This is a genomic window from Streptomyces sp. NBC_00012 (assembly GCF_045040875.1).
Lineage (GTDB): Bacteria > Actinomycetota > Actinomycetes > Streptomycetales > Streptomycetaceae > Streptomyces.
On the sequence record NZ_CP108309.1, the window covers coordinates 861,196 to 884,610 of the forward strand.

At 71.7% G+C, this 23,415-nt stretch carries 21 protein-coding genes and 2 pseudogenes; 9 read left to right on the top strand and 14 right to left on the bottom strand.

Annotated features, from left to right (window positions below; all coding sequences use genetic code 11):
• Positions 1–11 precede the first annotated feature (11 nt).
• The 5 genes and pseudogenes from OHA19_RS04160 to OHA19_RS04180 form a co-directional block, all read right to left on the bottom strand.
• Complete coding sequence (locus OHA19_RS04160) at positions 12–1,928, bottom strand: S9 family peptidase (protein WP_405749421.1); 1,917 nt, start codon at positions 1,926–1,928, stop codon at positions 12–14.
• Complete coding sequence (locus tag OHA19_RS04165; protein ID WP_405722056.1) at positions 1,925–2,698, bottom strand: ABC transporter ATP-binding protein; 774 nt, start codon at positions 2,696–2,698, stop codon at positions 1,925–1,927. Before OHA19_RS04165 ends, OHA19_RS04160 begins: the two co-directional genes overlap by 4 nt.
• A complete protein-coding gene (locus OHA19_RS04170; RefSeq protein ID WP_405753213.1) occupies positions 2,695–3,489 on the bottom strand; it encodes an ABC transporter ATP-binding protein in 795 nt (264 codons plus the stop codon). The genes OHA19_RS04165 and OHA19_RS04170 overlap by 4 nt, the downstream gene beginning before the upstream one ends.
• 73 nt (positions 3,490–3,562) lie before the next feature.
• A pseudogene (locus tag OHA19_RS04175) lies at positions 3,563–4,285 on the bottom strand (ABC transporter permease); the annotation flags it as partial.
• The gene (locus tag OHA19_RS04180) at positions 4,285–5,883 is read right to left on the bottom strand and encodes an ABC transporter substrate-binding protein (RefSeq protein ID WP_405749423.1); all 1,599 of its coding nucleotides are present in this window, start codon (positions 5,881–5,883) and stop codon (positions 4,285–4,287) included. The gene OHA19_RS04180 and the pseudogene OHA19_RS04175, both read right to left, overlap by 1 nt.
• A 256-nt stretch (positions 5,884–6,139) precedes the next feature.
• Between OHA19_RS04180 and OHA19_RS04185 the strand changes: the two genes are divergently transcribed.
• Complete coding sequence (locus OHA19_RS04185; protein ID WP_405719844.1) at positions 6,140–6,706, top strand: DUF4291 domain-containing protein; 567 nt, start codon at positions 6,140–6,142, stop codon at positions 6,704–6,706.
• A gap of 2 nt (positions 6,707–6,708) precedes the next feature.
• Here the strand turns inward: OHA19_RS04185 and OHA19_RS04190 are convergent, their stop codons facing one another.
• The gene (locus OHA19_RS04190; protein WP_405753215.1) at positions 6,709–7,587 is read right to left on the bottom strand and encodes a hypothetical protein; all 879 of its coding nucleotides are present in this window, start codon (positions 7,585–7,587) and stop codon (positions 6,709–6,711) included.
• A gap of 208 nt (positions 7,588–7,795) precedes the next feature.
• On the bottom strand, positions 7,796–8,812 hold the full coding sequence (locus OHA19_RS04195) for an aminoglycoside phosphotransferase family protein (protein WP_405749425.1): 1,017 nt from the start codon (positions 8,810–8,812) through the stop codon (positions 7,796–7,798).
• Between the two features lie 138 nt (positions 8,813–8,950).
• On the opposite strand from OHA19_RS04195, the gene OHA19_RS04200 reads away from it, so the two are divergent.
• Positions 8,951–9,607, top strand: a complete 657-nt coding sequence (locus OHA19_RS04200; RefSeq protein WP_405719838.1) for a class I SAM-dependent methyltransferase — start codon at positions 8,951–8,953, stop codon at positions 9,605–9,607.
• A 252-nt stretch (positions 9,608–9,859) separates the two neighbouring features.
• Here OHA19_RS04200 and OHA19_RS04205 read toward each other — a convergent pair whose 3' ends face one another.
• On the bottom strand, positions 9,860–10,369 hold the full coding sequence (locus OHA19_RS04205; protein WP_405719836.1) for a DUF664 domain-containing protein: 510 nt from the start codon (positions 10,367–10,369) through the stop codon (positions 9,860–9,862).
• A gap of 210 nt (positions 10,370–10,579) precedes the next feature.
• On the opposite strand from OHA19_RS04205, the gene OHA19_RS04210 reads away from it, so the two are divergent.
• Complete coding sequence (locus tag OHA19_RS04210; RefSeq protein WP_405719834.1) at positions 10,580–11,521, top strand: aminoglycoside phosphotransferase family protein; 942 nt, start codon at positions 10,580–10,582, stop codon at positions 11,519–11,521.
• A gap of 220 nt (positions 11,522–11,741) precedes the next feature.
• Positions 11,742–12,311 carry a hypothetical protein gene (locus OHA19_RS04215; protein ID WP_405749427.1) on the top strand — a complete coding sequence of 190 codons (570 nt, stop codon included), beginning with the start codon at positions 11,742–11,744 and terminating at the stop codon, positions 12,309–12,311.
• A gap of 22 nt (positions 12,312–12,333) precedes the next feature.
• Here OHA19_RS04215 and OHA19_RS04220 read toward each other — a convergent pair whose 3' ends face one another.
• The 5 genes from OHA19_RS04220 to OHA19_RS04240 form a co-directional block, all read right to left on the bottom strand.
• Entirely contained in the window at positions 12,334–13,371 is a 1,038-nt protein-coding gene (locus OHA19_RS04220) for an MsnO8 family LLM class oxidoreductase (protein ID WP_405749429.1), read from the bottom strand.
• A 128-nt stretch (positions 13,372–13,499) separates the two neighbouring features.
• A complete protein-coding gene (locus OHA19_RS04225; protein ID WP_405719828.1) occupies positions 13,500–13,691 on the bottom strand; it encodes a DUF6381 family protein in 192 nt (63 codons plus the stop codon).
• Positions 13,692–13,764: 73 nt separating this feature from the next.
• On the bottom strand, positions 13,765–14,223 hold the full coding sequence (locus tag OHA19_RS04230) for a hypothetical protein (protein WP_405719826.1): 459 nt from the start codon (positions 14,221–14,223) through the stop codon (positions 13,765–13,767).
• A gap of 234 nt (positions 14,224–14,457) precedes the next feature.
• A complete protein-coding gene (locus tag OHA19_RS04235) occupies positions 14,458–14,730 on the bottom strand; it encodes a hypothetical protein (protein WP_405719824.1) in 273 nt (90 codons plus the stop codon).
• Positions 14,711–15,112, bottom strand: a complete 402-nt coding sequence (locus OHA19_RS04240) for a M60 family metallopeptidase (protein ID WP_405749431.1) — start codon at positions 15,110–15,112, stop codon at positions 14,711–14,713. The genes OHA19_RS04235 and OHA19_RS04240 overlap by 20 nt, the downstream gene beginning before the upstream one ends.
• 435 nt (positions 15,113–15,547) lie before the next feature.
• On the opposite strand from OHA19_RS04240, the gene OHA19_RS04245 reads away from it, so the two are divergent.
• The 4 genes from OHA19_RS04245 to OHA19_RS04260 all read left to right on the top strand — a co-directional run bounded on the left by OHA19_RS04245 (position 15,548) and on the right by OHA19_RS04260 (position 20,784).
• The gene (locus OHA19_RS04245; RefSeq protein ID WP_405719818.1) at positions 15,548–16,612 is read left to right on the top strand and encodes a tetratricopeptide repeat protein; all 1,065 of its coding nucleotides are present in this window, start codon (positions 15,548–15,550) and stop codon (positions 16,610–16,612) included.
• Positions 16,609–17,661, top strand: coding sequence for a polyprenyl synthetase family protein (locus OHA19_RS04250; protein ID WP_405719816.1), 1,053 nt, complete (start codon positions 16,609–16,611; stop codon positions 17,659–17,661). The genes OHA19_RS04245 and OHA19_RS04250 overlap by 4 nt, the downstream gene beginning before the upstream one ends.
• Positions 17,662–17,852: 191 nt before the next feature.
• Positions 17,853–18,854, top strand: coding sequence for an Acg family FMN-binding oxidoreductase (locus OHA19_RS04255; RefSeq protein ID WP_405749433.1), 1,002 nt, complete (start codon positions 17,853–17,855; stop codon positions 18,852–18,854).
• A gap of 331 nt (positions 18,855–19,185) precedes the next feature.
• Positions 19,186–20,784, top strand: coding sequence for a hypothetical protein (locus OHA19_RS04260; protein ID WP_405719812.1), 1,599 nt, complete (start codon positions 19,186–19,188; stop codon positions 20,782–20,784).
• A gap of 28 nt (positions 20,785–20,812) precedes the next feature.
• Here OHA19_RS04260 and OHA19_RS04265 read toward each other — a convergent pair whose 3' ends face one another.
• Entirely contained in the window at positions 20,813–21,526 is a 714-nt protein-coding gene (locus tag OHA19_RS04265) for a TetR/AcrR family transcriptional regulator (protein WP_405719810.1), read from the bottom strand.
• A gap of 232 nt (positions 21,527–21,758) precedes the next feature.
• Between OHA19_RS04265 and OHA19_RS04270 the strand changes: the two are divergent.
• Positions 21,759–23,398, top strand: a pseudogene (locus tag OHA19_RS04270) (amidohydrolase).
• Positions 23,399–23,415: the final 17 nt, after the last annotated feature.

Here is a 23,415-nt window from a genome sequence, read left to right on the forward strand (position 1 = left end):
TTCCGTTTCGTTCAGCGGTTGGTGTGCGTGGTGACCCATTCGACAAGCCTGCGGGAGTAGTCCTCCCGGTGCGAGGGCCGGCCGTCCAGGAGGAAGAGATGGGAGCTGCCGGGGTACACGACCAGCTGCGCCGGCACGTCACGGGTGCGCAGCGCGTGGAACCACTGCTCGGCCTGGCCGACCGGGCAGGTGTCGTCGGCGCCGCCGTGCAGGATCAGGGTGGGGGCGCGTACGGCGTCGGCGTGGCTGAGCGGCGAGAGTTCCGTCATCCGTTCCGGGTCGCCGATCTCGTGGTCGGCGATCAGGTGGCCTTCCTCGGAGGTGCCGGCCATGCTCGTCAGAGCGACCAGGACGCCGCCCGGTACGACGGCGGCGAACAGATCGGTGCGGGTGGAGAGCCAGCAGGTCAGATAGCCGCCGTAGCTGTAGCCGGTGAGTGCGATCCGTTCCTGGTCGACGAGCCCCTCGTCGACCAGGGCGGCGACCGGTTGCAGGACGTCCTGTTCGTCCGTCTCGCCCCAGGCGCCCACGGCGGCCGTGTAGAACGCCTCGCCGTAGCCGTCGCTGGCGCGGACGTTCAGCGTGAGGATCGTCCAGCCCAGCGAGGCCAGCTCCTGGTGGTAGAGGTGGACCGGGTCGGAGTGCGGGGCCCAGGCGTTGTGCGGGCCGCCGTGCACATCGACCAGCAGCGGGCCGCCCGGGGGTGTGTCCGCGGCGCGGGTGATCATGCCGTGCACGACCGTGCCGTCCGAGATGCTGAACTCGCGTTCGGTGACCGGGTGGAGGGCGATCTCCGGCATCGACCGGGCCATGTGGTCGGTGAGCCGCGCGGGCCGCTCACCGGATGACCAGGCGTCCAGGTCGAGCAGTACGACCTCGGCGAAGCGGGTCGGGTCGCAGAGCACGACCGCCGCCCGCCCTGCCTTGGCGGCGACCGAGCAGCCGCTGACGCCGGTGCCGGCGGGCAGCGGGGACGCGCTGATGCCTGCCGCGTCCACCCGGTACAGGCGGGTGGCGCCCCGGTCGCGGGCACAGAACACGATGCCGTCGCCGTGGAACTGCGGGATCGCACCCGGGTATCCGGGGCCGCCGCCCATGACGTTGCGGTCCAGGGCAGCGCTGAGGTACACCGGCGCGGAGCCGTCCAGTGGCTGGCGCAGCAGCTCCGAGTGGCCGACGCCGAACGAGGCGCGGCCGACGACGAGCAGCGCGGACCCGTCGGGGAACCAGCTCACCGGTCCGGCGAGGCCGTCGGCGGGCCCGACCCGGCGGGGCTCGGGCGCGTTCTCCCCGACCCCTACGACATGGGCGGCCGAGGGGCCGAAGACGGCCGCGTCCGGGGTGGTCTGCGCCGGATAGGCGAGCCGGGTGCCGTCGGGCGACCAGCTCGGCGAGCCGACGTGCCGGTCGCCCTCGGTGAGCTGGACGAACTCGCCCGATTCCACCTCCACCACGAACAGTTGCCTCCGGAGCGAACCGATGAGGCCCGCTCCGTCCGCCTTCCAGCCGAGGGCGTCGATGACCACCGGTGCGCTGTCCGCCCGATGTGCCTCGGGGGCCGCGAAGGCGATGCGTGACCCGTCCGGGCTCCAGACCGGGATACCCGCCCCGGCCGGGCGGTCGGCGGACGTGGTGAGCGCCACGGCCTCTCCCCCGTCGGCGGACAGCAGGTGGAGCTGCCCGTCGCGCAGGAAGGCCAGCCACGCCCCGTCCGGGGACCAGCGCGGCGCGGTGTCCGCCGGGCCGCGGGTGAGGCGCCGGGCGGGGCCGCCTCCGCCGCGTACCTCCCAGATCGAACGGATCACCCGGTCGTTCCCGGCGTCCTGCGTGGTCAGGGTGTACGCGACACGTTCGCCGTCGGGGGACAGTGCGGGATCGCCGGGGATCTCGAACCGGTACAGATCGTCGATCGTCAGCGGTCGGGTCATGACGCCTCCTCGGCGAGGGCAAGGTCGGGTACGCAGGAGATCAGGTTCCGGGTGGTCGGGTGCTCCGGGCTGTCCAGCACCCGTTCGGTGGGGCCGCACTCCACCAGGTGTCCGCCGTCCATCACGGCGACCTGGTCGCAGATATGGCGGACGACCGCGAGGTTGTGGGAGATGAAGAGCATCGCGAAGCCCAGTTCGCGCTGGAGCCGGCGGAGCAGGTTGAGCACCGCGCCCTGGACCGAGACGTCGAGGGCCGAGGTGATCTCGTCCGCGATCAGCACGGCGGGCCGGGCGGCCAGGGCCCTGGCCAGCGCCACGCGTTGGCGCTGGCCGCCGGAGAGCGCGTCCGGGGTGAGGGCGGCCCGTGCGGGATCCATGCCGACGAGCTCCAGGCAGCGTGCCACCTCGGCGTCGCGTGCGGCGCGGCGCTCGCGGGCCGGCGCCCGGCGTCCGGTCGCCCCGCCTGACAGCGCTTCGGCCACGGACGCGCCGACGCTCATACGGGGATCGAGCGAGGCGAACGGGTTCTGGAACACCAGCTGCACGGGGCTGCGCCCGCGTCGGCGGGGAAAGTCGCTCCCGTCGACCAGTACCTGCCCGGACCGGGCCGGCGCCAGCCCCACGACGGCCTTGCCGAGGGTCGATTTCCCCGACCCGGAGCCGCCCACCAGTCCGGTCACCGTGCCCTCCGGCACCAGCAGGTCCATCTTGTCCACGGCGGTGAAGCGGCCGTAGCGGACCGTGATCCCGCGTAGTTCGAGTGAGCTCATGACGTCGCCTCCGCGGTGTGTGACGTGGCCACGACGGCCGTTGCCGCCTCGACCGGGTACCAGCAGGCGACCTGCCGCCCCGGCCCGAGTTCCGTCAGTTCGGGGGCCTCGCCGTGGCAGCGTTCCCGGGCTCGTTCGCAGCGCTGGGCGAACGGGCAGCCCGCGCCGGTCTCCCCGGGTTCCGGCGGCCTGCCGGGGATGGTCGCCAGTTCCGTGCCGGGGTCCGTGGTCATGGTCGGGACCGCCCCGACCAGGGCCCGGGTGTACGGGTGGGCGGCGCCGCCGAGCAGTTCGGTGACCGGGAGGTTCTCGACGACCAGACCCGCGTACATCACCAGGACCCGTTCGCAGGCCTGGGCGACGACGGCGAGGTCGTGGGAGATCAGCAGAAGCGCCGCGCCGGATTCCCCGCGCACCTCGGCGAGCAGGTCGAGCACCTGCTGCTGGACCGCCACGTCGAGCGCCGTGGTGGGCTCGTCGGCGATGATCAGTTTCGGCTTCCCCATGAGTCCCATCGCGATGACGGCCCGCTGCCGCATCCCGCCGGAGTACTCGTGCGGCCGCTGCCGGGCGCGGCGTTCGTGCGTGGCGATGCGGACGGCGCCGAGCCGGTCGACGGCGCGTGCCGCGGCGCGTGCCCGGCTCGCCCCCAGGTGCACCTCGGCCACCTCGGCGAGCTGGCGGCCCACCCGCAGGGCCGGGTTCAGCGAGGCCATCGGGTCCTGGAAGACCATGGCGAGTTCGGTGCCGAGCCGCGGGTCCGCCCGCAGGTCGTGCCCGTCGAAGTTCAGGGTGCCGGCCGAGACCCGGCCAGAGCAGGCCGCCCAGGGTGAGCGAGGAGGTCAGCAGATTGGGCAGCGCGTGCCGCAGATAGAGCAGCCGGGCCGGGAGCCGCTTCGCCCGCGCGGTCCGCATGTAGTCCTCACCGAGCACCCGCAGCGTCTCGACCCTGACGATGCGCGACAGCGACGCCGCCGGGACGACGGTCAGGGCCAGCACCGGCAGTACGTAGGAGTCCACGCCGCCCCGCGAGGCGACCGGGAAGAGCGGCCAGGCCACCGCGAACGCCGCGATCAGGCCCACGGCCAGCAGGAATTCGGGCATCGCGCCCAGGAATCCGGTGACCCCGGTGAAGGCGAGTTCGCCGCGCCGCCTGCGGCCGTCCTTGGTCAGCACCGCGGCTGTCATGCCTACGGGTACGGCGATCAGCAGGATCAGTACGAACGCGGGGACGGCGATCTGCAAGGTGGCCGGGAGCCGGCCGGAGATGATCTCGGACACCGGCATCTGGGCTCCGATCGACTCCCCCAGCCTGCCCTGGAGGAGATCGCCGGCGAAGTCGCCGTACTGCTTCAGCAACGACTGGTCCAGGCCCAGCGACTCCCTGCGGGCCGCGACCAGGGCCGGGTCGGCGGTGGTACCGAGAGCCGCCCGGACCGGATCGCCCGGAATCAGGTGGATCATCGCGAACGCGGCCGTGACCAGGGCCGCGAGCGACACCAGCAGCCGCCAGGTGCGGCGCAGGACAAATCCGGCCCAGGGGTTGCGGACCCTCGCGCCGAGGGAGTCCAGGGTGATCGTCGCCATCAGCCGGCGCTCCGGCGCAGGGTGCTCGGGACGATGCCGCTGCCGTCCACCTCGAAGGTGACGCCCTTTGCGTAGTACCGGTTCGCCTTGCTGACGATCGGCACGATGTCGACGTGCTTGACCAGGGCGGCGTCGGCCGCGTTCCACAGGGCGCAGCCGGCGGCGCCGGGCTCGGCGGCTGCGCGGGCGATGAGCCGGTGGTAGTCGGGGTTGACGACGGACCCGAAGTTGTTGCCCTTCGGCGGTGGCGGACCGTCGTAGAACTGGGTGAGCTGGTCGGGAAGTGTGACTCCGATGGGCGCCCACGCGATGTCCCAGTCACCGCCGCTCAGGGTGCTGATGATGCTGCCGGATCCGGTGGGCTTCGCCGTCGCCCTCACGCCGAAGGACGTCCACTGCTGGACGGCCAGTTCGACCGCCGAGGCGACCTGCGGACCCTGGTTGGTCGCGTAGTTGAGACCGACGGTGAGCGGCTTGCCGTCCTTGGTCCAGGTGCCGCCGCTCTTCGTCCAGCCGGCCGCGGTGAGTGCGGCGGCCGCCTGCTCGGTGTCGTGGGCGGGAAGGTTGCCCGTCACCGTGTCGCCGGTACAGGGGGTGGGAGCGATCTCGCCGATGCCGGTCGCCGGCCTGCCCTTCCCGCCGGTGGCGACGTTTCCCAGCTGCTTCAGATCCAGCACGGAGATCAGGGCCTTGCGTACCGCGAGGTCGGCGGTCGGGCGGCCCGCCGCCTGGTTGAACAGCAGTTGCCCGAACAGTGCCTCCAGGCTCCGGTACTTCACCTCGGCCGCGTCCAGCCGGTCCTGGTCGGCGCCGTTGACGAGGGCGACATTTATCTGACCGGCCATCAGGAGGTTGGCCGCGGTCGACTCGTGGGACACCACCTTGCCCGGCAGGCCGGCGCCGGTGGATCCACCGGGCCCCCAGCTGTATCCGTAGCGCTTGGCGTAGGTGTAGTGGTCGCCCGGAACCGCCTCGGTCAGCCGGTAGGGGCCGCTCGCGTGGGTGGCCCTGGTCAGCGCGGCTGGCTTCGCCAGGCTCTCCTCGCACAGCAGCGGCAGCAGCCGGGCCATCTCCACGATGAACGGCGCGGGCTTCCTGGTGGTGACGGTGACCGTCCGGGCCGCCTTGTCGGCCTTGGCCACGGCGGTGACGGGGACCGAGAGGCCGAGCATCGGCGACTGGTTCTTCGGATCGGCGATGTGGTTGTACTCCGCGGCCACGTCCTCGGCGGTGAGCGCCGAGCCATCCTCGCAGGTGACGCCGGGGCGGATGGTGAACTTCGCCGAGGTGGGCGTGGCGGACCACTTCTCGGCCACTCCCGGCACCGGCGACCCGTCGGCGTCGATGTGCACGAGGGTGTCGTACGCGAAGGAGTTCATCGCCAGTGCGGTGCTGGCCAGTGCCGTGGTGGGGCTGAGGCTGCCGGGGTCACCGGCGACGGCGACCGTCACCGTCGATCCGCCGGCGCCGTCTGCGGACGTACCGCCTCCGCAGGCGGCCGCGGTGCCGATGAGTCCGAGCACCGTGACCACCGCGGCCGCCGTCCTGGTCCCGCGGGCCGTTCTGTAACCGGTCTCCGTGCCTGCGGTGCTGGCCATGGTCACCTCCGAGGGAGCGGCACTCCGCCGCCGAGTGAGGGAACAGTAGGCAGCGTCGTATCGGCTCCGAGTGGTCGCACCGCACGAAAAAACGGCCCCCCGACGGTGCGTCGCGACGAAGACGGATGCCCGGGGGCCGGATTCCGGAGAGCGGATTTCGGTGAGCGGATTCTGTCGGGGGCGGATTCGGGAGGCGCATTCCGGAGGAGCGGAAAACCGATCGCTGTGCAATCCCGTTCCTGGCACCCTGTGCCGCATGACCCCTCAGCACCGGATAAGGGCCGACCACGACGCCCGGACGATCGTCGTCTACCAGGCGTACTCACCGGCGGTCGCCGGTCCGGCCCTGCGGGCGGAACGGTTCGTCCCACCGTTCTCGTTCAACCGGATGACCTGGATCAAGCCGTCATTCCTCTGGCTCATGCACCGCAGCAACTGGGCGCGGAAGTCGGGGCAGGAACGGATCCTCGCGGTACGGATCACCCGGGCCGGCTGGGAGGAGGCACTCTCGCAGGCAGTCCTGACGACGTCCGGTCCATCGGCTGTCGCCCGGGCTCCCGTGCACGTCCAGTGGGATCCCGAACGCTCGCTGCGGGGAGCCGCGCTCAACCACTACAGCATCCAGGTCGGGATCGGGCGCGGTCTGATCCGCACGTTCGCCGAGGAGTGGGTCGTCGACCTCACCGACGTCACACCCACGGTCCACAAGATCGCGGCGCTCAGACAGGGCGGCCGGAGCGCGCAGGCCCAGCGGCTGCTCCCGCCGGAGCGGAGCTATCCGGTGCCCCCGGCCATCGCGAAGCGCCTCGGCATCGGCTCGTAGGGCTACTGCATCACCTGGAGCGGGGTGTGCCCGAAGGACCGCTCGCAGGAGTAGACCTGCATGGTGTAGCCGCGGCCGATGGTGATCTGGGTGGGCTCCTGCGGCTGCGGGTAGACCACTTCGGGGGCCGCGCAGGCGGATTCGTCCTCGACGGGCAGCCAGTTCCGCTCGTTGTCCCATTCGCCGCTGTCGACGGTCAGCAGGGGACGGACGGCACCTCCGCAGTCCGGGCATTCCATGGGCCACGGATCACAGAAGCTCCAGTTGCCCCAGCCGCCGATCTTCCATCCCGGTGCCACGGACAGGGCGTCCTGGTACAGGTAGTCGCGCGGCTCCTCCCAGGCCCTGACGCGTTCGGCCAGTTCCTCGTCCAGTTCGTGCGGTGCCGGGTACTCGGTGACCGGTTCGGGGTGCAGGACACAGGGATTGGGCAGGTAGTTCCCGTCCTCGATCACCGACGACTCGGGAGGCTTGGACAGCGGCGTGCCGACTTCCGCGGCCCCGCGCCACACGAGGCGGACCTGCGGGATGCAGTCGTCGCCGTGCTCGAAGGGACACCACAGCACCTGGAGCAGATCGGTCCCTTCCGGGCCCGGCCACAGGCCTGTGCCTTCGGCGGCCGGGAGGTCACGTGCGTACACCTGGGCGACCGCCAGGAGGGGAACCGGCCCGCTCTGCGGGATGCGCCGACCGCAGTAGCCGACCCGGTCCACCACCTCCTGCTCCTGCGGGGTGAGCATCAGGCGGTTTCCCTCCGCCCGCGCCCAGGCCGCGGTCAGGACGCGGCGGCAGTCCCGCACCTCGTCGGGTACGAAGCCGTGGTGCCACGGACCCGTGTGCTCGGGGCAGGTGGGCCACGGTTCGTCGCGCGGCCACAGCAACGGTCCGCCGACGGAACTGTCCCCGGCGGCCGGCTCCCCCGGGCGCGGGTGCAGCCGTACCGCCGTGCGTGCCAGCGGAGCGAGCTCCGGGAACTCCTGGGTGATGCTGACCGGGCGAGGAGGCGTCGTACGTCGCATCGGAGCAGCGTAGTTTCCCGGCTTCCGACGCGGCGCACCGCCCGCCCGTCCCGCCAGCTCGGCTGCGCCGCTACAGCGGTGGCTCGGTGAAGAGTTCCCGCAGCCAGCGGGCGCTCTGCGCGTCGCCGGTCCCGCCGACAGCTTCGTACGCGCCGGGGAAGAGCCGTCCCCAGGAGCGGGCGCGGCCGATCGCCCCGAGCCGCCAGGCCAGACTCAGTGCTCGCCGCAGTTCGGACTTCGTGCGGCCGTCGCCCGTCCACTGTTCCAGGTAGGCGTCGCGCAGCCGGGGCAGTGCCTCGGGCCCGAAGCGCTCCCGGGCCGCGAGCGCGGGGACGAGAAAGCTGCAGAAGGGGTGCGTGACGGCCGCGTCCCCCCAGTCGAAGAAGGTGAATCGGCCCGGCTCAGGCGCGAAGAGCTGACCGTCGTGCAGGTCGGAGTGGTCCAGCGTGTCGGCGATCCCCACGCCCGCGAGCTCCTCGCACCACCCCACGAGCCGGGGCCGCAACTCGCCCAGGGCCCTGCGGTCGGCGGGCTCCAGTGCGGTGTTCGTGTCGACGACCCGGTCGAAGGTCTCCGGAAGCGCGGCCGTGCGGGCGCCGGGAACGCCGAGCCGCTCGATCTCCTCGGTGTGCGGAAGAAGCGCGTGCTGCATCGCGGCGTACTGCCGCAGCGGTTCCTCCCAGGCGCGCGGATCGACCGCGGTCCGGGCCGCCGAGTCGAGTGCGTCGTGGAAGAGCGTGCCGCCGTCCGGGAGCAGCGACCGGCCCCGGCCCGCGTCGACGGCGAGCGGATGTAGCACGTACCCCGGCACCCAGCGGGCCAGTGCCTGAGTCAGCCCCGCTTCGAAGGCGCTGGCGGGCGGGTTGGCCTTGAACCACACGGCGTCGCCTTCCGCCACGGACAGCCGCACGAGCACGGACCACGGCCGGAGCCTCACCTTCCGTGGCCCGGTCTCCCGCAGCCCATGCGCGGCGAGCCCGCGCTCCGCCCAGTCGAGGGCGTCCTCCCGCCATGCCCTCCGTTCCCAGGGCGTCACCGCGTCCGGGTACCGCCCTCGATCCACCGATACCTCTGCGTCGCTTCGCATCGGACCATCCCATCACCGCGCCGGTGGGGCCCTCATCCGAATTTCCGGAGCTGACGCCGGGCCCCGCTCTCCCGGCCTCCCCGGCTTCGGCTTCGGCTTCGGCTTCGCAGGCGACCGGGGCACTGATGGACTCGTGTCATGACGGCACCGCTGACCCACATCATGCGAGCACTTGAGCAGTTCCATGCCACCCACCCCTGGGATCACAACGCCCATTACCACCGATGGATCCGGCGCCGCCTCCCCGGACGTTTCAGCAGTGCCCTGGACGTCGGATCAGGCAGCGGTGACCTCGCCAGGCTCCTGGCCTCACGGGCCGGAGCAGTCCACGGTATCGACGTGGATCCCGCCATCGTCGCTCGCGCGCGGGAGCTCACCGACCCGGCAGCCCCGGTGACCTTCGCTGTCGGAGACGCGTTGGAGGAGGTACCGCCTGGCCCCTACGAAGTCATCACATGTGTCGCCACCATCCACCACATGCCCTTGAGCGACGCCCTCACCCGCTTCCGACAGCACCTGGCGCCCGGCGGAACTCTGGTGGTCGTCGGCCTCTACCGCCCGCAGTCCCGGAGCGACTACCTGATCGACGCCATCGCCATTGCGTCGAACATCGCCATGGCCTGGATCAAGAACAAGGGCCGCGAGGCGCCGCGACCGGCCTCAATGACCGCCCCGACCCGACCGGCGACCATGACCTTCGCGGACATCGTTCGCGACGCCCGCCAGGCGCTGCCCGGCGCACGGCTGCGCCGGCGGCTGTTCTGGCGCTACACGCTGGTCTGGCACCAGAACTAGGGCCTCTCGTTTGGATCTGCCGGGCTCGGTCCGGGGCCAAGGAAACCGCGCGAAATCCCCTCGCACGGTCAGAACTCCTGGCCGTATCGGCCGCAGCTCCTGGACACATCAGCCGCTTCGGCGGGCCGGTCGCTGATCGTCACCGTGGGGCGGGGAACCGGGACCGCCGCCTGTCTGCCGGGCCGTGAGGGGCGTCAGCGGGCCCGTCCGGTCCGGCCGGGGCGGGCGCTGCGGCGGCCCCGGTCCACCGCCCTACCGACGCTCCAGCGCACCCCGGACGAACGCGGCCTGACCCGCGTGCTGCAGATCGTCCGAGATGACGCTGATCAGGCGCACCCCGAGGGTGACCGGCGGCGACCACGCCTCGTCGACGATGCGGTCCAGGGCCTTGTCGTCGAGCCCGCTCACGAATCCGAGGGTCTGTTCCTGGACCGCGTCGTGGTAGCCCAGCAGCAGTTCCGCCGAGCCCACACGCACGGCCGCGACATCCGCGCTGCTGTGTCCGTACCCGGTGGACTCCTTCGCGAAGGGCAGATCGAAACGGGAGGCCCAGTCCTCGGAGAACCAGACCTGCTCGACACCGGCCGCGTCCGAGACGTGGTCGTCCTGGATCCTGGTCAGATGCCACACGAGCCAGCCGATGGAGTTCGCTCCGTCGTCGGGACGGGCATGGAGGTCTGCGCGCGAAAGGCCCTCGACCGCCGAGTGCACCGTCTCCCGGACGCGGCTGAACGCGTCGGTCAAAAGGTCAGCACTGTTCATGCCCTCACCATCGCCGCTGCCGGGCCCCTCCCTCGCCACCGACACGCGCCGCGCACCTCGCCCGCCCCGGTCACCGGCGGCGGCCTCACGCACCACCGCGGCGCGCGCTTAAGGTGGCAGCATGCTTTGACGCCTGCCCGCGATCCGGGCACCACCGTGACCTCCCTCGTACGTACCCGACCGATTCCGGATCCGACGAAGGAGATACACATGAGCGCCTCACGCCCCATCGACGTCCCCGACGCGTTCGCCGCGTCCTACGGCGCGAACGGCGGTATGTCCGCCCGCGCCTGGCTCGCCGCGCTCCCCGGGCTGGCCGAGGACTTCCTGGACCGCTGGAGCCTGCGGCTCGACGGCCCATCGGCACACGGCATGGCCTCGCTGGTGCTGCCGGTGACCCGCGCGGACGGCACACCCGCGGTGCTGAAGCTCCAGGAGGCCACCGAGGAGAACATCGACGCCGCGCCGGGCCTGCGGGTATGGAACGGCAACGGAGTGGTGCACCTGCTCGACCACGACCCGGACACCGGCACCATGCTGCTCGAACGGCTGGACACCGCGCGGCCGCTGTCGGCGGTGACCGACGGGACGGCCGCGGTGCAGATCCTCGCCGAACTGCTGGCTCGTCTGGTCGCGGTGCCCGCGCCACCGGGCTTTCGGCGGCTGGCCGACATCGCGGCGGCCATGCTCGACGAGGTGCCGCGCAGCGTGCCGAAGCTGCACGACCCGGCCGAGCGGCGACTGGTGCGCACCTGCGCGTCGGCGGTGGCCGAACTCATCGGCGAACCGGGCGACCGCCTGCTGCACTGGGACCTGCACTACGACAACGTCCTCGCCGGACACCGGGAACCGTGGCTGGCCATCGATCCGGAACCGCTGGCCGGCGACCCCGGCTTCGACCTGATGCCGGCGATGCACAACCGCTGGGGCGAGGTCGTGGCGACCGGAGATGTGCCCCGCGCGGTGCTCCGCCGCTTCGACCTGCTGACCGAGGTACTCGGCCTGGACCGGCAACGGGCGATCGGCTGGACGCTGGGGCGCGTCCTGCAGAACGCTCTGTGGGACATCGAGGACGGCAGGGCCGCCCTGGAACCGGCCCAGATCGCCATCGCCACCGCCCTGTTGGCCCGGCCACGGCCTACGGCAGGGTGAACCGCCGTCGCTACGACCGGTCCGCTCCGAAGCATGCGGGCCGCTCGGCTACTCAGGCCTGGCCTGAGTAGCCGCCCCGACGCACGGGCCGTCGCCCGTCTTCTAGCGTCCGCACCATGAGTTACGTTCATCCTGCCGCTTGCTTCTTCCGATTCCGCCCCGCGTCGATGTCGTACGCTCCCCGGCCGGCCGTCACCACGGCCGGTCCGGAGGTCGGCACATGCTGAAAAGGCGCCCGCTTCTCTCGACTCTGTTGTTCCTGGGGTTCCTGCTCGTCGTAGCGATGGGCTGGGCCGGATACCGGGTGTGGAACGGAGCACCGTATCCGGCGACCGATCCGAACCGGGTCGCTGTCCGGCTGAAGCAGGAGGCGCAGCGGGTCCACGACGAGTTGGCCGTGCCCGGTCAGCCCGAGCCGGCCAACAACCGGGTGGAGACCGGGACCTGCTACTACCGCGGGCTGCGCTACCTCGCCCATTTCGATCGTGGCCGCCCCGACGTACGGAGCTTCGAGCTCGGATGGCGGGTGCCCGGCGTCACGAGGGAGGCGGCCCGTGCCGGTCAGGAACGCGTACGCCGCCGGCTGGAGCAGGCGGGCTGGAAGCTCACCAGCGAGAACGTCTCCGGTCTGGGCTTCAGGTTCGAGCACCCGGACTCCGAGTACATGATCGACGTGGACTGGTACGGGTCCTCCGGAATACTCGCCGTGCAGGTCTACGCCCCGTGCGGGAAGATCCCGGACGGCTTCGACGAGTACACGTGGCCGGAGTCCGGCTGGAGCCCCGCGTGACGGAGGCCCGGACGCGGCCCGGTCAACGGCTCGCGCCGGGCCCCACCGGGTGCGGGGTCAGCTGTGCGATGCGGGCCAGGCGACGCAGCGAGTCGACCAGCGCCGCACGGTCGTACGTACTGGTGGTGATGAGCACCTCGGCGGCGCCGGTCTCCTCGATGGCCGTTTCGAGCTCCGTGGCGACCTCGTCCTCCGTGCCGTGGAGGTGGCCGCGCAGCCCGCTCTCGTAGAAGCCCCGCTCCTTCTCCGTCATGGTTCGTGCCTCGACCTGCTCGGCGGGGGCGAGCGGCGGGAAGACGCCATGGGTCCGGGAATGGGCCATCGACCACGCTTCCGGGATCAGGAGGCGGCGGGCCTCCTCCCTGCTCCCGGCAAGGGCGACGGTCCCGGCCACCACGACATAGGGCTCGGCGGTCCAGGAGGAGGGGCGGAATTCACGGCGGTAGCGATCGACGGCGCGCAGCAGCTTCTCCCGGCCCCTGAGGTCGCCGACCACCAGTGGCAGCCCCGCAGCGGCCGCGATGCCCGCGCCCTCGCCGGTGGCCAGCAGGAACGGCGGAATGCGCAATCCCTCGGCGGGGAGAGCATGGACCTGCGGGTGGGACCGCTGTGTGCCGTCCAGCCAGCCGAGCAGTTCGGTGAGCTGCCCGGCGAAGTCCTCGGCAGTCGACTTGTCCCGTCCCAGTGCCCTGCGGATGCCGTCGGTGAAGCCCACCGAGCGGCCGATACCCATGTCGATCCGGCTGGGGAACAGGGACTCCAGCACACCGAACTGCTCGGCCACCAGCAGCGGTTGGTGGTTGGGCAGCATGACGCCGCCGGTGCCGACCCTGATGGTGGAGGTGACTGCCGCGACAGCCGCGGCCAGCACGGTCGGTGCCGAGCCGGCGACGCCCGGCACACTGTGGTGCTCGGACACCCAGAAGCGGTGGTAGCCAAGCGCCTCGGCCTCCTCGGCGAGGCGCACCGTGTCGCGCAGCGCCTGCGGACCGTCGTGCCCCGCACGGATGCGGGAACGGTCGAGCACGGAAAACCGGGTGGATGCGATCACTGAGCTCACACCGTTGTTCAACGTCCGGGGCGCGCGCGCATTCCCCCGGCTCCCGCACGGGTGCGGGAGCCGGGGGAACGATGCCGGGCTTTCCCGGAGCCGTGCCGGTCCTCCCGGCCGCACGGGTCCTCGCGGCCTCACTTCATGGGGTAGATGTCCCCACTCGCCATTCCGCTGATCTGCTCACTCTCCGATTCGATCCGGCGGGCCTTCTCCTTCAGGCGCCGGCGTTCCTCGGGATCGGTGGCGCGCTCGGCCTCGTTCTTCAGGTCCTTCGCCTTGGCTCGCATCTGCTGCACGCGATTGCGGAGCTCGTCCGACTCGCTCATGATCACTCCTTGGATGTGCGGGCCCCCGACACGGAGCCGGGTCGTCGTCCGTACGGTTCCCGACCGGTCTGTGTCAGCCTCGGGACCGGCGCCACGGGCATCCGGACGCGGCCGTGCGCGACCGGCGGGCATGGGCGCCCAGGAAGCCGAGACCGATGCCCAGCATCCAGAAGTCCTTGGCCATCGGGATGCCGTTCTGGGTGGGGCGAAGGCTTCCGGGTTCCCGCATCCCGGGTACCCGGAGGTACAGACCGATCAGCCCTCCGGAGAACCCCGTCAGCGCCAGCCCGGCCAGCCTGGTCGGCACGCAGGGGGCCAGCAGCGTTCCACCGACCGCGATCTCCGACCAGGCGAGCAGCCGGGTGAACCGCTCCGGCTCGATCTTCTTCAGGAACGGATAGGCGACACAGGCCATGCCATGCACACCCTGGGCCGTCTCCGCGTCGGCCTTCAGCTTGCCCAGGCCGGAGTTCAGGATGAACGCGCCGATGGCGAGGCGAGGGGGGACATCGCGTGGTTCGAGAGTCGTCATGGGAGCCTCCGTCCCGTTCCGGGCCCCTCGTCGAGCTTAGCCAGTGGGCGCCGGTGGCGCTTCACAAGGAGGGGACCGGGCCAGGCGTGGTTCTGGATTCAAATACGTGCTCATGTCATCTCCTTGGTCTGCTGGGACTGATGCCGTACGCGGCGATTCGGTCTTCCGCCGTGCACGGCGACAGGGCCTTTCCGGCCCTGCGCCCTGCGGCCCGCGCAGGTCGCAGGGCCCCGGTCAGTCGGTGAGAGTGCTGGGATCCACGGGCGGCTTCGGCAGCCGCAGTGCGGCGACGCCCGCGGAGTCGATCGGGAGAGCCCACCTGTGGACGAAGAAGTCGGTGAGGTCGTATCCGGCGGTGCGGCCGGCACAACTCGCCAGGGCCAGGTACTGACGGGCATTGACGACGGGGTCGTGCGTGTAGTCGTCGACCGGGGCGTCGTGCTGATGCTCACTGCGTACGAGCCGGTGCAGCTTCGGCCAGAAGTCCTCACCGAAGGCGAGCTCCAACTGCCGGAGCGGGACGAGCTTTTCGTAAGCGCCGAAGGTCTTCTCGTAGCTGATCCCGCTGGATACCGAGCTTCGGCAGCGCGGTCTGGAAGTGGTTCAGCCCGGTCTTCGGGTCGACGGTCAGCAGGTTGGAGGGCTGACCGAGGGTGCGCTGCGCGGCCAGTGAGTAGATGTTGACGGTGACCTCGGTCAACCGGTCCGCCTGGCAGGCGCCTTGCCGGTGAAGGTGGCCGAGCTCGTGGTGCAGCCCCCAGCCGCGCGTGGCGAGACCCGCCACCGTGCACAACCGGTCCATGTAGGCGCGCGGGAAGCCGTTGTATCCGTGCCAGGCGTAGGCCCCCACCCCGCTGGGCACGACGCTCACCTCGTTGAAGTGGTCCACGGAATCGGAGGATCGTGGGGGCTGCGCGCCAGTAAGCGATTGCCATAGGGCGCAAGAGTCACTCAAATGTTTCTGTCTTCTACTATGGCCAAGGCATATAGCCGCGACAGTAACCGCTAACACTCGTTGCCCAATTGCGGGTGGAGTCGGCAACGCAGGGCAGTTCCGACCCGAAGGCCACGTACCGGACACGGAACCGAGGCCTGGCCGTAGCGGCGATGTCGACTTCCGTTGAACGCGGAGCAACCTCGGACGCACGACCGTCGTCTTGATCCACAACAAGGCGGTTCGCCACGAGCAGCAGCCACGCCCGAAAGTCCAGACCGACCCCCTCACGAGCACCCGGGTTCGCCGACCAGGCAACTATGCACTGAATGTATACATTGCATGCATAGTCGTCTGCCGTCCCGATCCCGCCGCGCGCGAAAGGCTCCCATGCACAGCAAGGCACTGGCGCCCGAGTACCAAGGCGCCCTCACCAAGATGTCGGTGAACTCCTCTCTCACGGACGTACTGGCAGAAGGAGTACGCCACTTGAGGGAGGCCGAACTGTCCGGCTCGCAGGAGGAGGTGGCCCGGTGCGGACTCGCCGTCGCCGAGGCGCACCGCCGGCTCGGCAACGTCGAGGAGGCCGATCGGGCCTGGAAGGCCAGCTACCGGTCCGCCCGCTCGGCCGGCAACCTCGGGGCGATGGCCTGGGCGCTCTGGAGCGGCGGGACCCTGGCCCGGCAGCGCGGTCGACTCAGGCTCGCCTTCCGGCTGTTGGGGCTCGCCGCCGACATGGGAAAGCGCGGCGGGGACATAGTCGCCCGCGGCTATTCCCTCGCCGGCCTCGCGGAGACGGGCCGGATCCAGGGCGACTACCGCACTGTTGCCGCGCTGCACGAGCAGTTGCTCGCCGAGGCACGCGCGCGTGGCGAGGCGCGTCACACCGTGTGGGCCCTGGAGGGCATCGCGCAGATCCACCGCAACACGGGCTCGCTCGACACCGCTCTGGCCATGTTCGAGGAGGCGGCCGAGCTTGCCGGCAACGCGGACGACCGGCGCGGCCGGGCGTGGGCCCTGCGCGGCATGGCCGACATCATCTCCTTGCGGGACGGCGATCCGGAGCGTGCCCTGGCCCTGCTCGCGGAGGCCGAACTCACCTGCCGTGCCATGAATCTGTCCAGCGCACTCGCCTACAACCACAAGATGCGCGCCAACGTCCTCTTCCGCGCCGGACGGTACGAGGAAGCGCGCGCGATGTACGAGGAAGCACTCTCGGAGTTCCGTGCCATGACCGAGCCCCGGGGCGAGGCGCTGGCCCGGCTCGGGCTCGTCAAGTCGCTGGCCCGGCTCGGCCGCAACCGGGATGACACGGCGGCGGATCTGCACGAGTTGCGCCGCACCCTCAGCCGGATCGGCCTGCTCAACGCCAGGGACATGGTGGACAAGGCGTACGCCGAGCTCGGCGTGGCACCCGTCGACGGCGGCACGGACGAGGAGAGCGGGCGACGATGACACCACCGCCCGCAACCCGGCAGGCCGCCCCGCCCGAGGTGCTCGCCCGCTGCCGCGAGCAGGTGCGCCCGGCGCTCGCACAGGCCGTGATGCGCCTGCATCCGTGGCACGCGGAAATGGCCGCGTTCTCGCTCGGCTGGGACACGGCGGACGGCAGCCCCGCCCCGGGCTCACAGGGCAAGGGGATCCGCCAGGCCCTGGCACTGCTCAGCGCCGAGGCCGCCGGCGCACCGGCACAGGAAGCGGTCGTCGGCGCGGTCGCCGTAGAGCTGATCCATGTCTTCTCGCTCCTGCACGACGACATCATGGACGGCGACGAGACCCGCAGACGGCGCGCCACCGTGTGGAAGGCGTACGGAACCGGCCCGGCGATCCTCGCGGGCGACGCCCTCTTCGCACTGGCCGTGCAGACCCTGGCCGATGCGCCGGGAGGGCACAGTGCGGCGGGGGTCCGGCATCTCGCCGGGACACTGACCGAGCTGGTGCGCGGTCAGGCGGACGACCTGCTCTTCGAGTCCCGGCCCTGGCAGGGACCCGAGGCGGTGCAGCCGCACGAGTACCGGTGGATGGCCGAGAACAAGACGGGTGCGCTGCTCGGCTGCGCGGCAGGTCTGGGCGCCGTGCTCGCGGGCGCCCCGGCCCCGACCGTGGACGCCCTCGCCCGGGCGGGCCGGCATCTCGGGGTGGCGTTCCAGGCGGTGGACGATCTCCTGGGGACATGGGGAGATCCCGAGGTCACGGGCAAGCCCGTGCACAGCGATCTGCGCCGGCTGAAGAAGACGTACCCCGTCCTCTCGGCCCTGGCCGCGGACCATCCCGCCGCCCGCCGGCTCGCACTGCTGCTGGGCACCGGAAGCCCGCTCGACGACTCCGACGCCCGGCGAGCAGCCGAACTCGTCGAGGAGGCGGGCGGACGCGCCGCCACCCTGGCCGAAGCCCATCGGCAGCTGGACGACGCTCGTCGCAGTCTGGAGTCCGTCCCGCTCGCTCCGGCTGCCCTCGGCGAGATCCTCGCGCTCTTCCCTTACCTCATCGACCGCACCGCCTGACCCGGCCCGGCCGGGCGGGGGCGAGCGAGAGGGGCAGGGCCGCCGGTCCCTTCCTCCGCCCCGCCTGCGTCCGGCGCTTTTCGAACATTGCGCTGCGCGGCATGTGGCCTCCCGCGTGCGGTGGGCCTCTCGCGCCGGGCCCGCCGCACGTGGGACGGTGAAAGGGCACCGTGCGCTGCTGGAGGTGCCGCATGCCCGCACAGCCGCTCGACGACGAGACGATCGAGGAACTGGTCGCCGATGCCACTGCCGCCCCGTCGATGCACAATGCCCAGCCCTGGCGGTTCCGGTACCGGCGCGCCGCCCGGACGCTCACGCTCCGGGCGGAGTTCGACCGGGAGATGCCGGAGGCCGACCCCTCCACGCGCGCCCTGCATGTGGGGTGCGGCTCGGCGCTGCTGAATCTGCGGGTGTCGGCGTCGCACCGGGGCCTCGACACGGTGACCTCTCTGCTTCCGCTCCCCACCGATCCGGCTGTCGCGGCGGCCGTCCACCTGGCCGGGCCCTCCGGCGTACCCGCGAAGCAGGCCGATGCGGCCCTCGCCGCTCTGCATCCCGCGATCCGGGCCCGTCACACCAGTCGCTGTCCGTTCTACGACCGGGTCGTCCCCGACGACGTCCGCGCGCACCTCGTCGACGCGGCCCGCGTCGAGGGGAGCGAGTTGGCTTTTCTGCCGCCGGAACACCTGGAGGGTGTGCTCGTGCTGATCCGGGACGCCGAGCGGTTCGACCTGCGTGATCCGGCCGGGGAGGCGGAGCGGCGCTACTGGACCCGGGACACCGAGGCGGAGGCACCGGTCGACGGCATCCCGGACTATGCCTTCGGCCCCACCGACGCGTCGGGCAGAGCGATCAACCGGGATTTCGCCGGCGCGGATGTCAGCCCGGGGCGGGAGCGCGCCGTGTTCGAGGACCGGCCTCAGCTCGCCCTGCTCCGTACCGTGCGCGACCGTCCGGCGGACTGGCTGCGTGCCGGTCAGGCCTTGGAGCGCGTACTGCTCACCGCCGTGGCGCACGGGCTCGTCGCCTCGTTCGCGACGCAGCCCCTGGAATGGCCGGAACTCCGGCGTCTGCTGCGCGACCCGGCCCTCGGCACGGGGCATCCGCAGATGATCGTTCGCCTCGGCTACGGGTCCGAGGGGCTGTCCACGCCTCGCCGCCCCGTGGCCGAGGTGCTGGAGATCGAGCCCTGACGGCCCGGGGCACGGTGCCGCTCGGGTGGCGGCGTGCCTGGCGAAGAGTCCCGGGCAGCGGCCGGGGGCCCGGGTGGCTGCCGCCGCCGGTCGCGACCATGGTGGACGAGCATCGCGCAGCCCCGGCGGAGGGCACCTTGCGGCAGCGGGCGTTCCTGGTGGGCGGAGTGGTGGCGGGGGCGCGGCCGTGACGGTTCCCCTGTCAGCGCGTCAGCGGACCCGCCCCCCCTCTGCCCCTCACGCCCCCTCACGGCACCTACTAATTCGTATTAGTACCTTGACTTCCTCCCTCGGCGGGTTCGAAGCTGAGCGCCATCCACCGTGAGCACGCATGAGTGAGGACACCATGAGTGAGATCACCCGCAGAGGGTTCGGCCGCATGGCCGGGCTGGCAGTGATGGCCGCAGGGTTCACCGCCGGGACCGCAGGTACGGGCCGGGCGGCCGGCGCTGCCGCCCCGGACCCGTTCGAGCTGCGCCACCTCAGTACGTTCGACCAGCGGCGCTACTTCACGTACCCGACCCACAACGGCTTCGTCGATGCCGACCGCATCGTGCTCGGTCAGCGGGAGACCGGGGCCACGAGCCTGTGGGAGGTGAATCTGCGCTCAGGCAAGGAGCGGTTCCTGGCCCGGTTCGCCACCCCGGCGAGCGACCGGAATCCTTTCGTCTGGTGGAACATCCACTCCGGACGCCTCGTCACCTGTGCCGAGAACGCGGTCTGGCTGATCGACCTGGCCGATCCCTCGCCCGTGAAGCTCTACTCACCGCCGCCGGGCCGCGACCTCAGTGTCGTCGTCAATCTGCATCCGGCGGGCGACCGGGTGCTGTGCAGCCACTACCCGGCACCGATCACCGCCGGACCGACCACAGCGGTGGAGATCGAGCTCACGGGCGGCCGGGTCCGAGAGGTCTTCTCCGGGGGCGTCTTCGCGACCCACTTCCAGTACAGCGCCCACGATCCCGAATGGATCGGCTATTCACTCGGCGGCAACATCCTCGCCTGGGCGCTGCATCCGGTCCACGCGCCGCACGGCAAGCTCATCTGGGACCAGGCCGCCGCGGGTGTACCGGTCGGGACTCACAACGTGTGGAAGTCCGGTGCCGACACCGGCTGCCTCGCCGTGAGCATCGGCGGCAGTGCGTCGGGGCTGTGGATGGTTCACCCGGACGACCGGCCTGACCGGCTGCTGGCGCCGGGTCCCTCGGGCACGAACGGCGCGTACAACCACTGCGACCTCACCGCGGACGGCCACTGGGCGGTGACCGATACCAACGGCCGCAACGGATCGGCATTCGGGCAGGTGGGTTCGGTGGCGCTCGTCGACCTTACCGGCGTACACCCACCGCGCACGCTCGCCCTGGTGGGCTGGGGCTCCGCCCATCCCGGCCACCCGCATCCGGCCTTCTCGCCCGACGGCCGGATGGTCGCCTTCACCGACACGGAGGCCGCCACCGACCGCACCCGCGTGGTGCTCTGCGATTCGCGCGGCAGCTGGACGCCGCGCCCGCTGGACCTGGTGGCGGAGGCGGAGGAGCTCGCGTTCTCCGCCTCGGGCGGCCGCGCCGAGGTCTTCGCCGACCCCCAGTGCGGCGCCGGACGCGGCCTGTTGTTCACACCGGGCACGCCCGGGTCCGCACTGACCTGCGAGTTCCAGTCGCCGGACGCCGGGCCGCAGACCCTGCGGCTACGGGTGAAGCGGCACGACTCCCGGGGCATCTACCGGCTGTCGGTCAACGGCACCACGGTCGGAGCGCCGCTCGACCTCTACAGCCCGGTCATGACCTACGCCGAGCCGGAGTTCAGCCGGGTACCCGTGCGGGCGGGAGCCAACACGCTCCGCCTGACCCACGTCGGGCAGCACCCCGACAGCACCCGGTCCCCCGGGACGTGCGCCATCGACCGCATCGGCCTGCGGCGCGCCGGCTGAGGGCTGCCCGGCGAGCGACAGTCCCCTCTCAGTCGCTCGCGGGGGCGCGGGCGGCGATGGCGTCCAGCATCAGGTCCAGCGCGAAATGGAAGTTGGCGTCGTCGTCCACCGAGGCCAGGTAGGGGGCCGCCGCGGCGATATGGGGGTGGGTGGCGGCGGGGACCGCCGCGTACTCGCCGGACCAGGCGGACTCGTCGCCGCGGCGGGTCTGCGCGTCGAGCGTGCAGTAGGTGGCGTCCATGCACGACCAGGCCAGTAGGAAGTCCACCAGCGCACGGTAGTGGCGCACCGCCTGCTCGGGCGGGAATCCCGCGTCGGACAGTGCGCCGAGGGTCAGCTCGATCACCCGCATCTCGGCCGGGCGCCGGGTGATGCGGACCGTGGCGAGCACGGCGGCGCGCGGGTGCGAGAGATAGACCTTGTGCATGCGGATGAACAGCCCGCGCAGCGTCTGCCGCCAGTCGTCGAAGGGCTCGAACCCCTCGAGGCTCTCCTCCAGCAGATGGTCCGCCACCGCCAGCAGCAGATCGTCCTTGTTGCGGAAGTGCCGGTAGAGCGCCGTGGGGTCGGCGCCCAGCTGGGCGCCGATCCGGCGGAACGTCAGCGCGTCGGCGCCCTCGGCATCCATCAGTCCGAGGCACGCCTCGACGATCAGCCGAGGACTGAGCGACGGCCTGGGGCGGCCGGAGTCGGCACGCTTCCCCTTCGCCGCCGCGGGCCGCTTCCCCGTATGTGACTCCACCGCGCACTCCCCTCGCTCCGCTCGGCCTCATTGTGCCGTCAGCCGCGCCCTCGTACCCCACGCCCTCGCCCATCGCGAGTCAACGGCGTTGTCATCGCCGTTGACTTCATCGTCTCCTCCCTGTCACGCTGCCGCCACCCGCACCACGCCGCGGCACATCCCTGCCGACCCGGCAGACGGCAGGGAGAAGCCCGTGCCCGGCCATGAACCAGCACCTCGAGGAGTACCCCCGATGAGCCACGCAGATCTCGTATTCACCTCAGGATCCGTGATCACCATGGACCCCTCGCACACCGGTGCCACCGCTCTGGCGGTGACCGGTGAGCGGATCACCGCGGTCGGCGGTGAGGAGGTGCGCGAGCTGATCGGTCCGGACACCCGGGTCGTCGACCTGGCGGGGCGGGCACTGCTGCCGGGCTTTCAGGACGCTCATGTCCACGCCGTGTTCGGCGGCCTGGAGCTGGGAACCTGCGACCTGACCGGGACCACGGACCCGGCCGAGTACCGCCGCCGGATCGCGGACTACGCCGCCGCCCACCCCGACCGGCCCTGGATCACCGGCGGCGGCTGGTCGATGGAGAGCTTCCCCGGCGGCCTGCCGACCCGGCAGATGCTCGACGAGATCGTGCCCGACCGGCCCGTACTGCTGGTCAACCGGGACCACCACGGCGCCTGGGCCAACACGCGGGCCCTGGAGCTGGCCGGGGTGACCGGCTCGACCGCCGACCCCGCCGACGGGCGCGTCGAACGCGAGGCCGACGGCACGCCGTCGGGCATGCTGCAGGAGGGCGCGGTCGAACTCGTCGGCCGCGCCGCGCCCCGGCCCACCGTGGAGGACCTGGTCGACGGGCTGCTGCGGGCCCAGCGGCTGCTGCACTCGTACGGCATCACCGCCTGGCAGGACGCCCTGCTCGGCGAGTACGGCGGACATCCCGACGTCTCGGCCGCCTACGTCATAGCGGCCGGACGCGGCCTGCTCACCGCCCGGGTCAACGGCTCCCTGTGGTGGGACCGCGACGCCGGCGCCGAGCAGATCCCCCACCTCGTCGAACGCCGCCGGACCTTGCGCACGGGCCGCTTCCGCGCCGACACCGTCAAGATCATGCAGGACGGCATCGCCGAGAACCGCACCGCGGCCATGACCGCCCCGTACAAGGACGCCTGCGGCTGTGCCACTGCCAACTCCGGCCTCAGCTTCGTCGACCCGGAGGCGCTGCGGGGGTACGTCACCGAGCTCGACGCCCTGGACTTCCAGGTCCACTTCCACGCGCTGGGCGACCGGGCCGTCCGCGAGGCGCTCGACGCGGTCGAGGCGGCGCGGCCAACGGGCCGCGCGGCAACCGCCACCACCTGGCCCACCTCCAGGTCGTCCACCCGGACGACGTACCGCGCTTCGCGCGGCTGGAGGCGGTGGCCAACCTCCAGCCGCTGTGGGCGGCGCACGAGCCGCAACTGGACGAGCTCACCACCCCGTTCCTCGGCGACGGACTCGCGGCACGGCAGTACCCCTTCGGCGACCTGCGCGGCGCCGGCGCGCCGCTGGCCGCCGGCAGCGACTGGCCCGTCAGCTCCGCCGACCCCCTGGAAGGCATCCACGTCGCGGTCAACCGGATCGTTCCCGGCGGGGACGGGCCGCCGTTCCTCCCCCACCAGCGGCTCGACCCGACGACCGCCCTGCGCGCGTACACATCGGGCTCCGCATACGTCAACCGGCTCGACGACACCGGCGTTCTGCGGGCCGGCCATCTCGCGGACCTGATCGTGCTCGACCGCGATCCCCATGCCGTGGATCCGGCCGAACTGGCCTCGCTGCGGGTCGAGGCCACCTATGTCGGCGGGCAGCGGGTCTTCGGCGCCTCTGCCGGGGAGTGAACGGCACGGCGGGACAG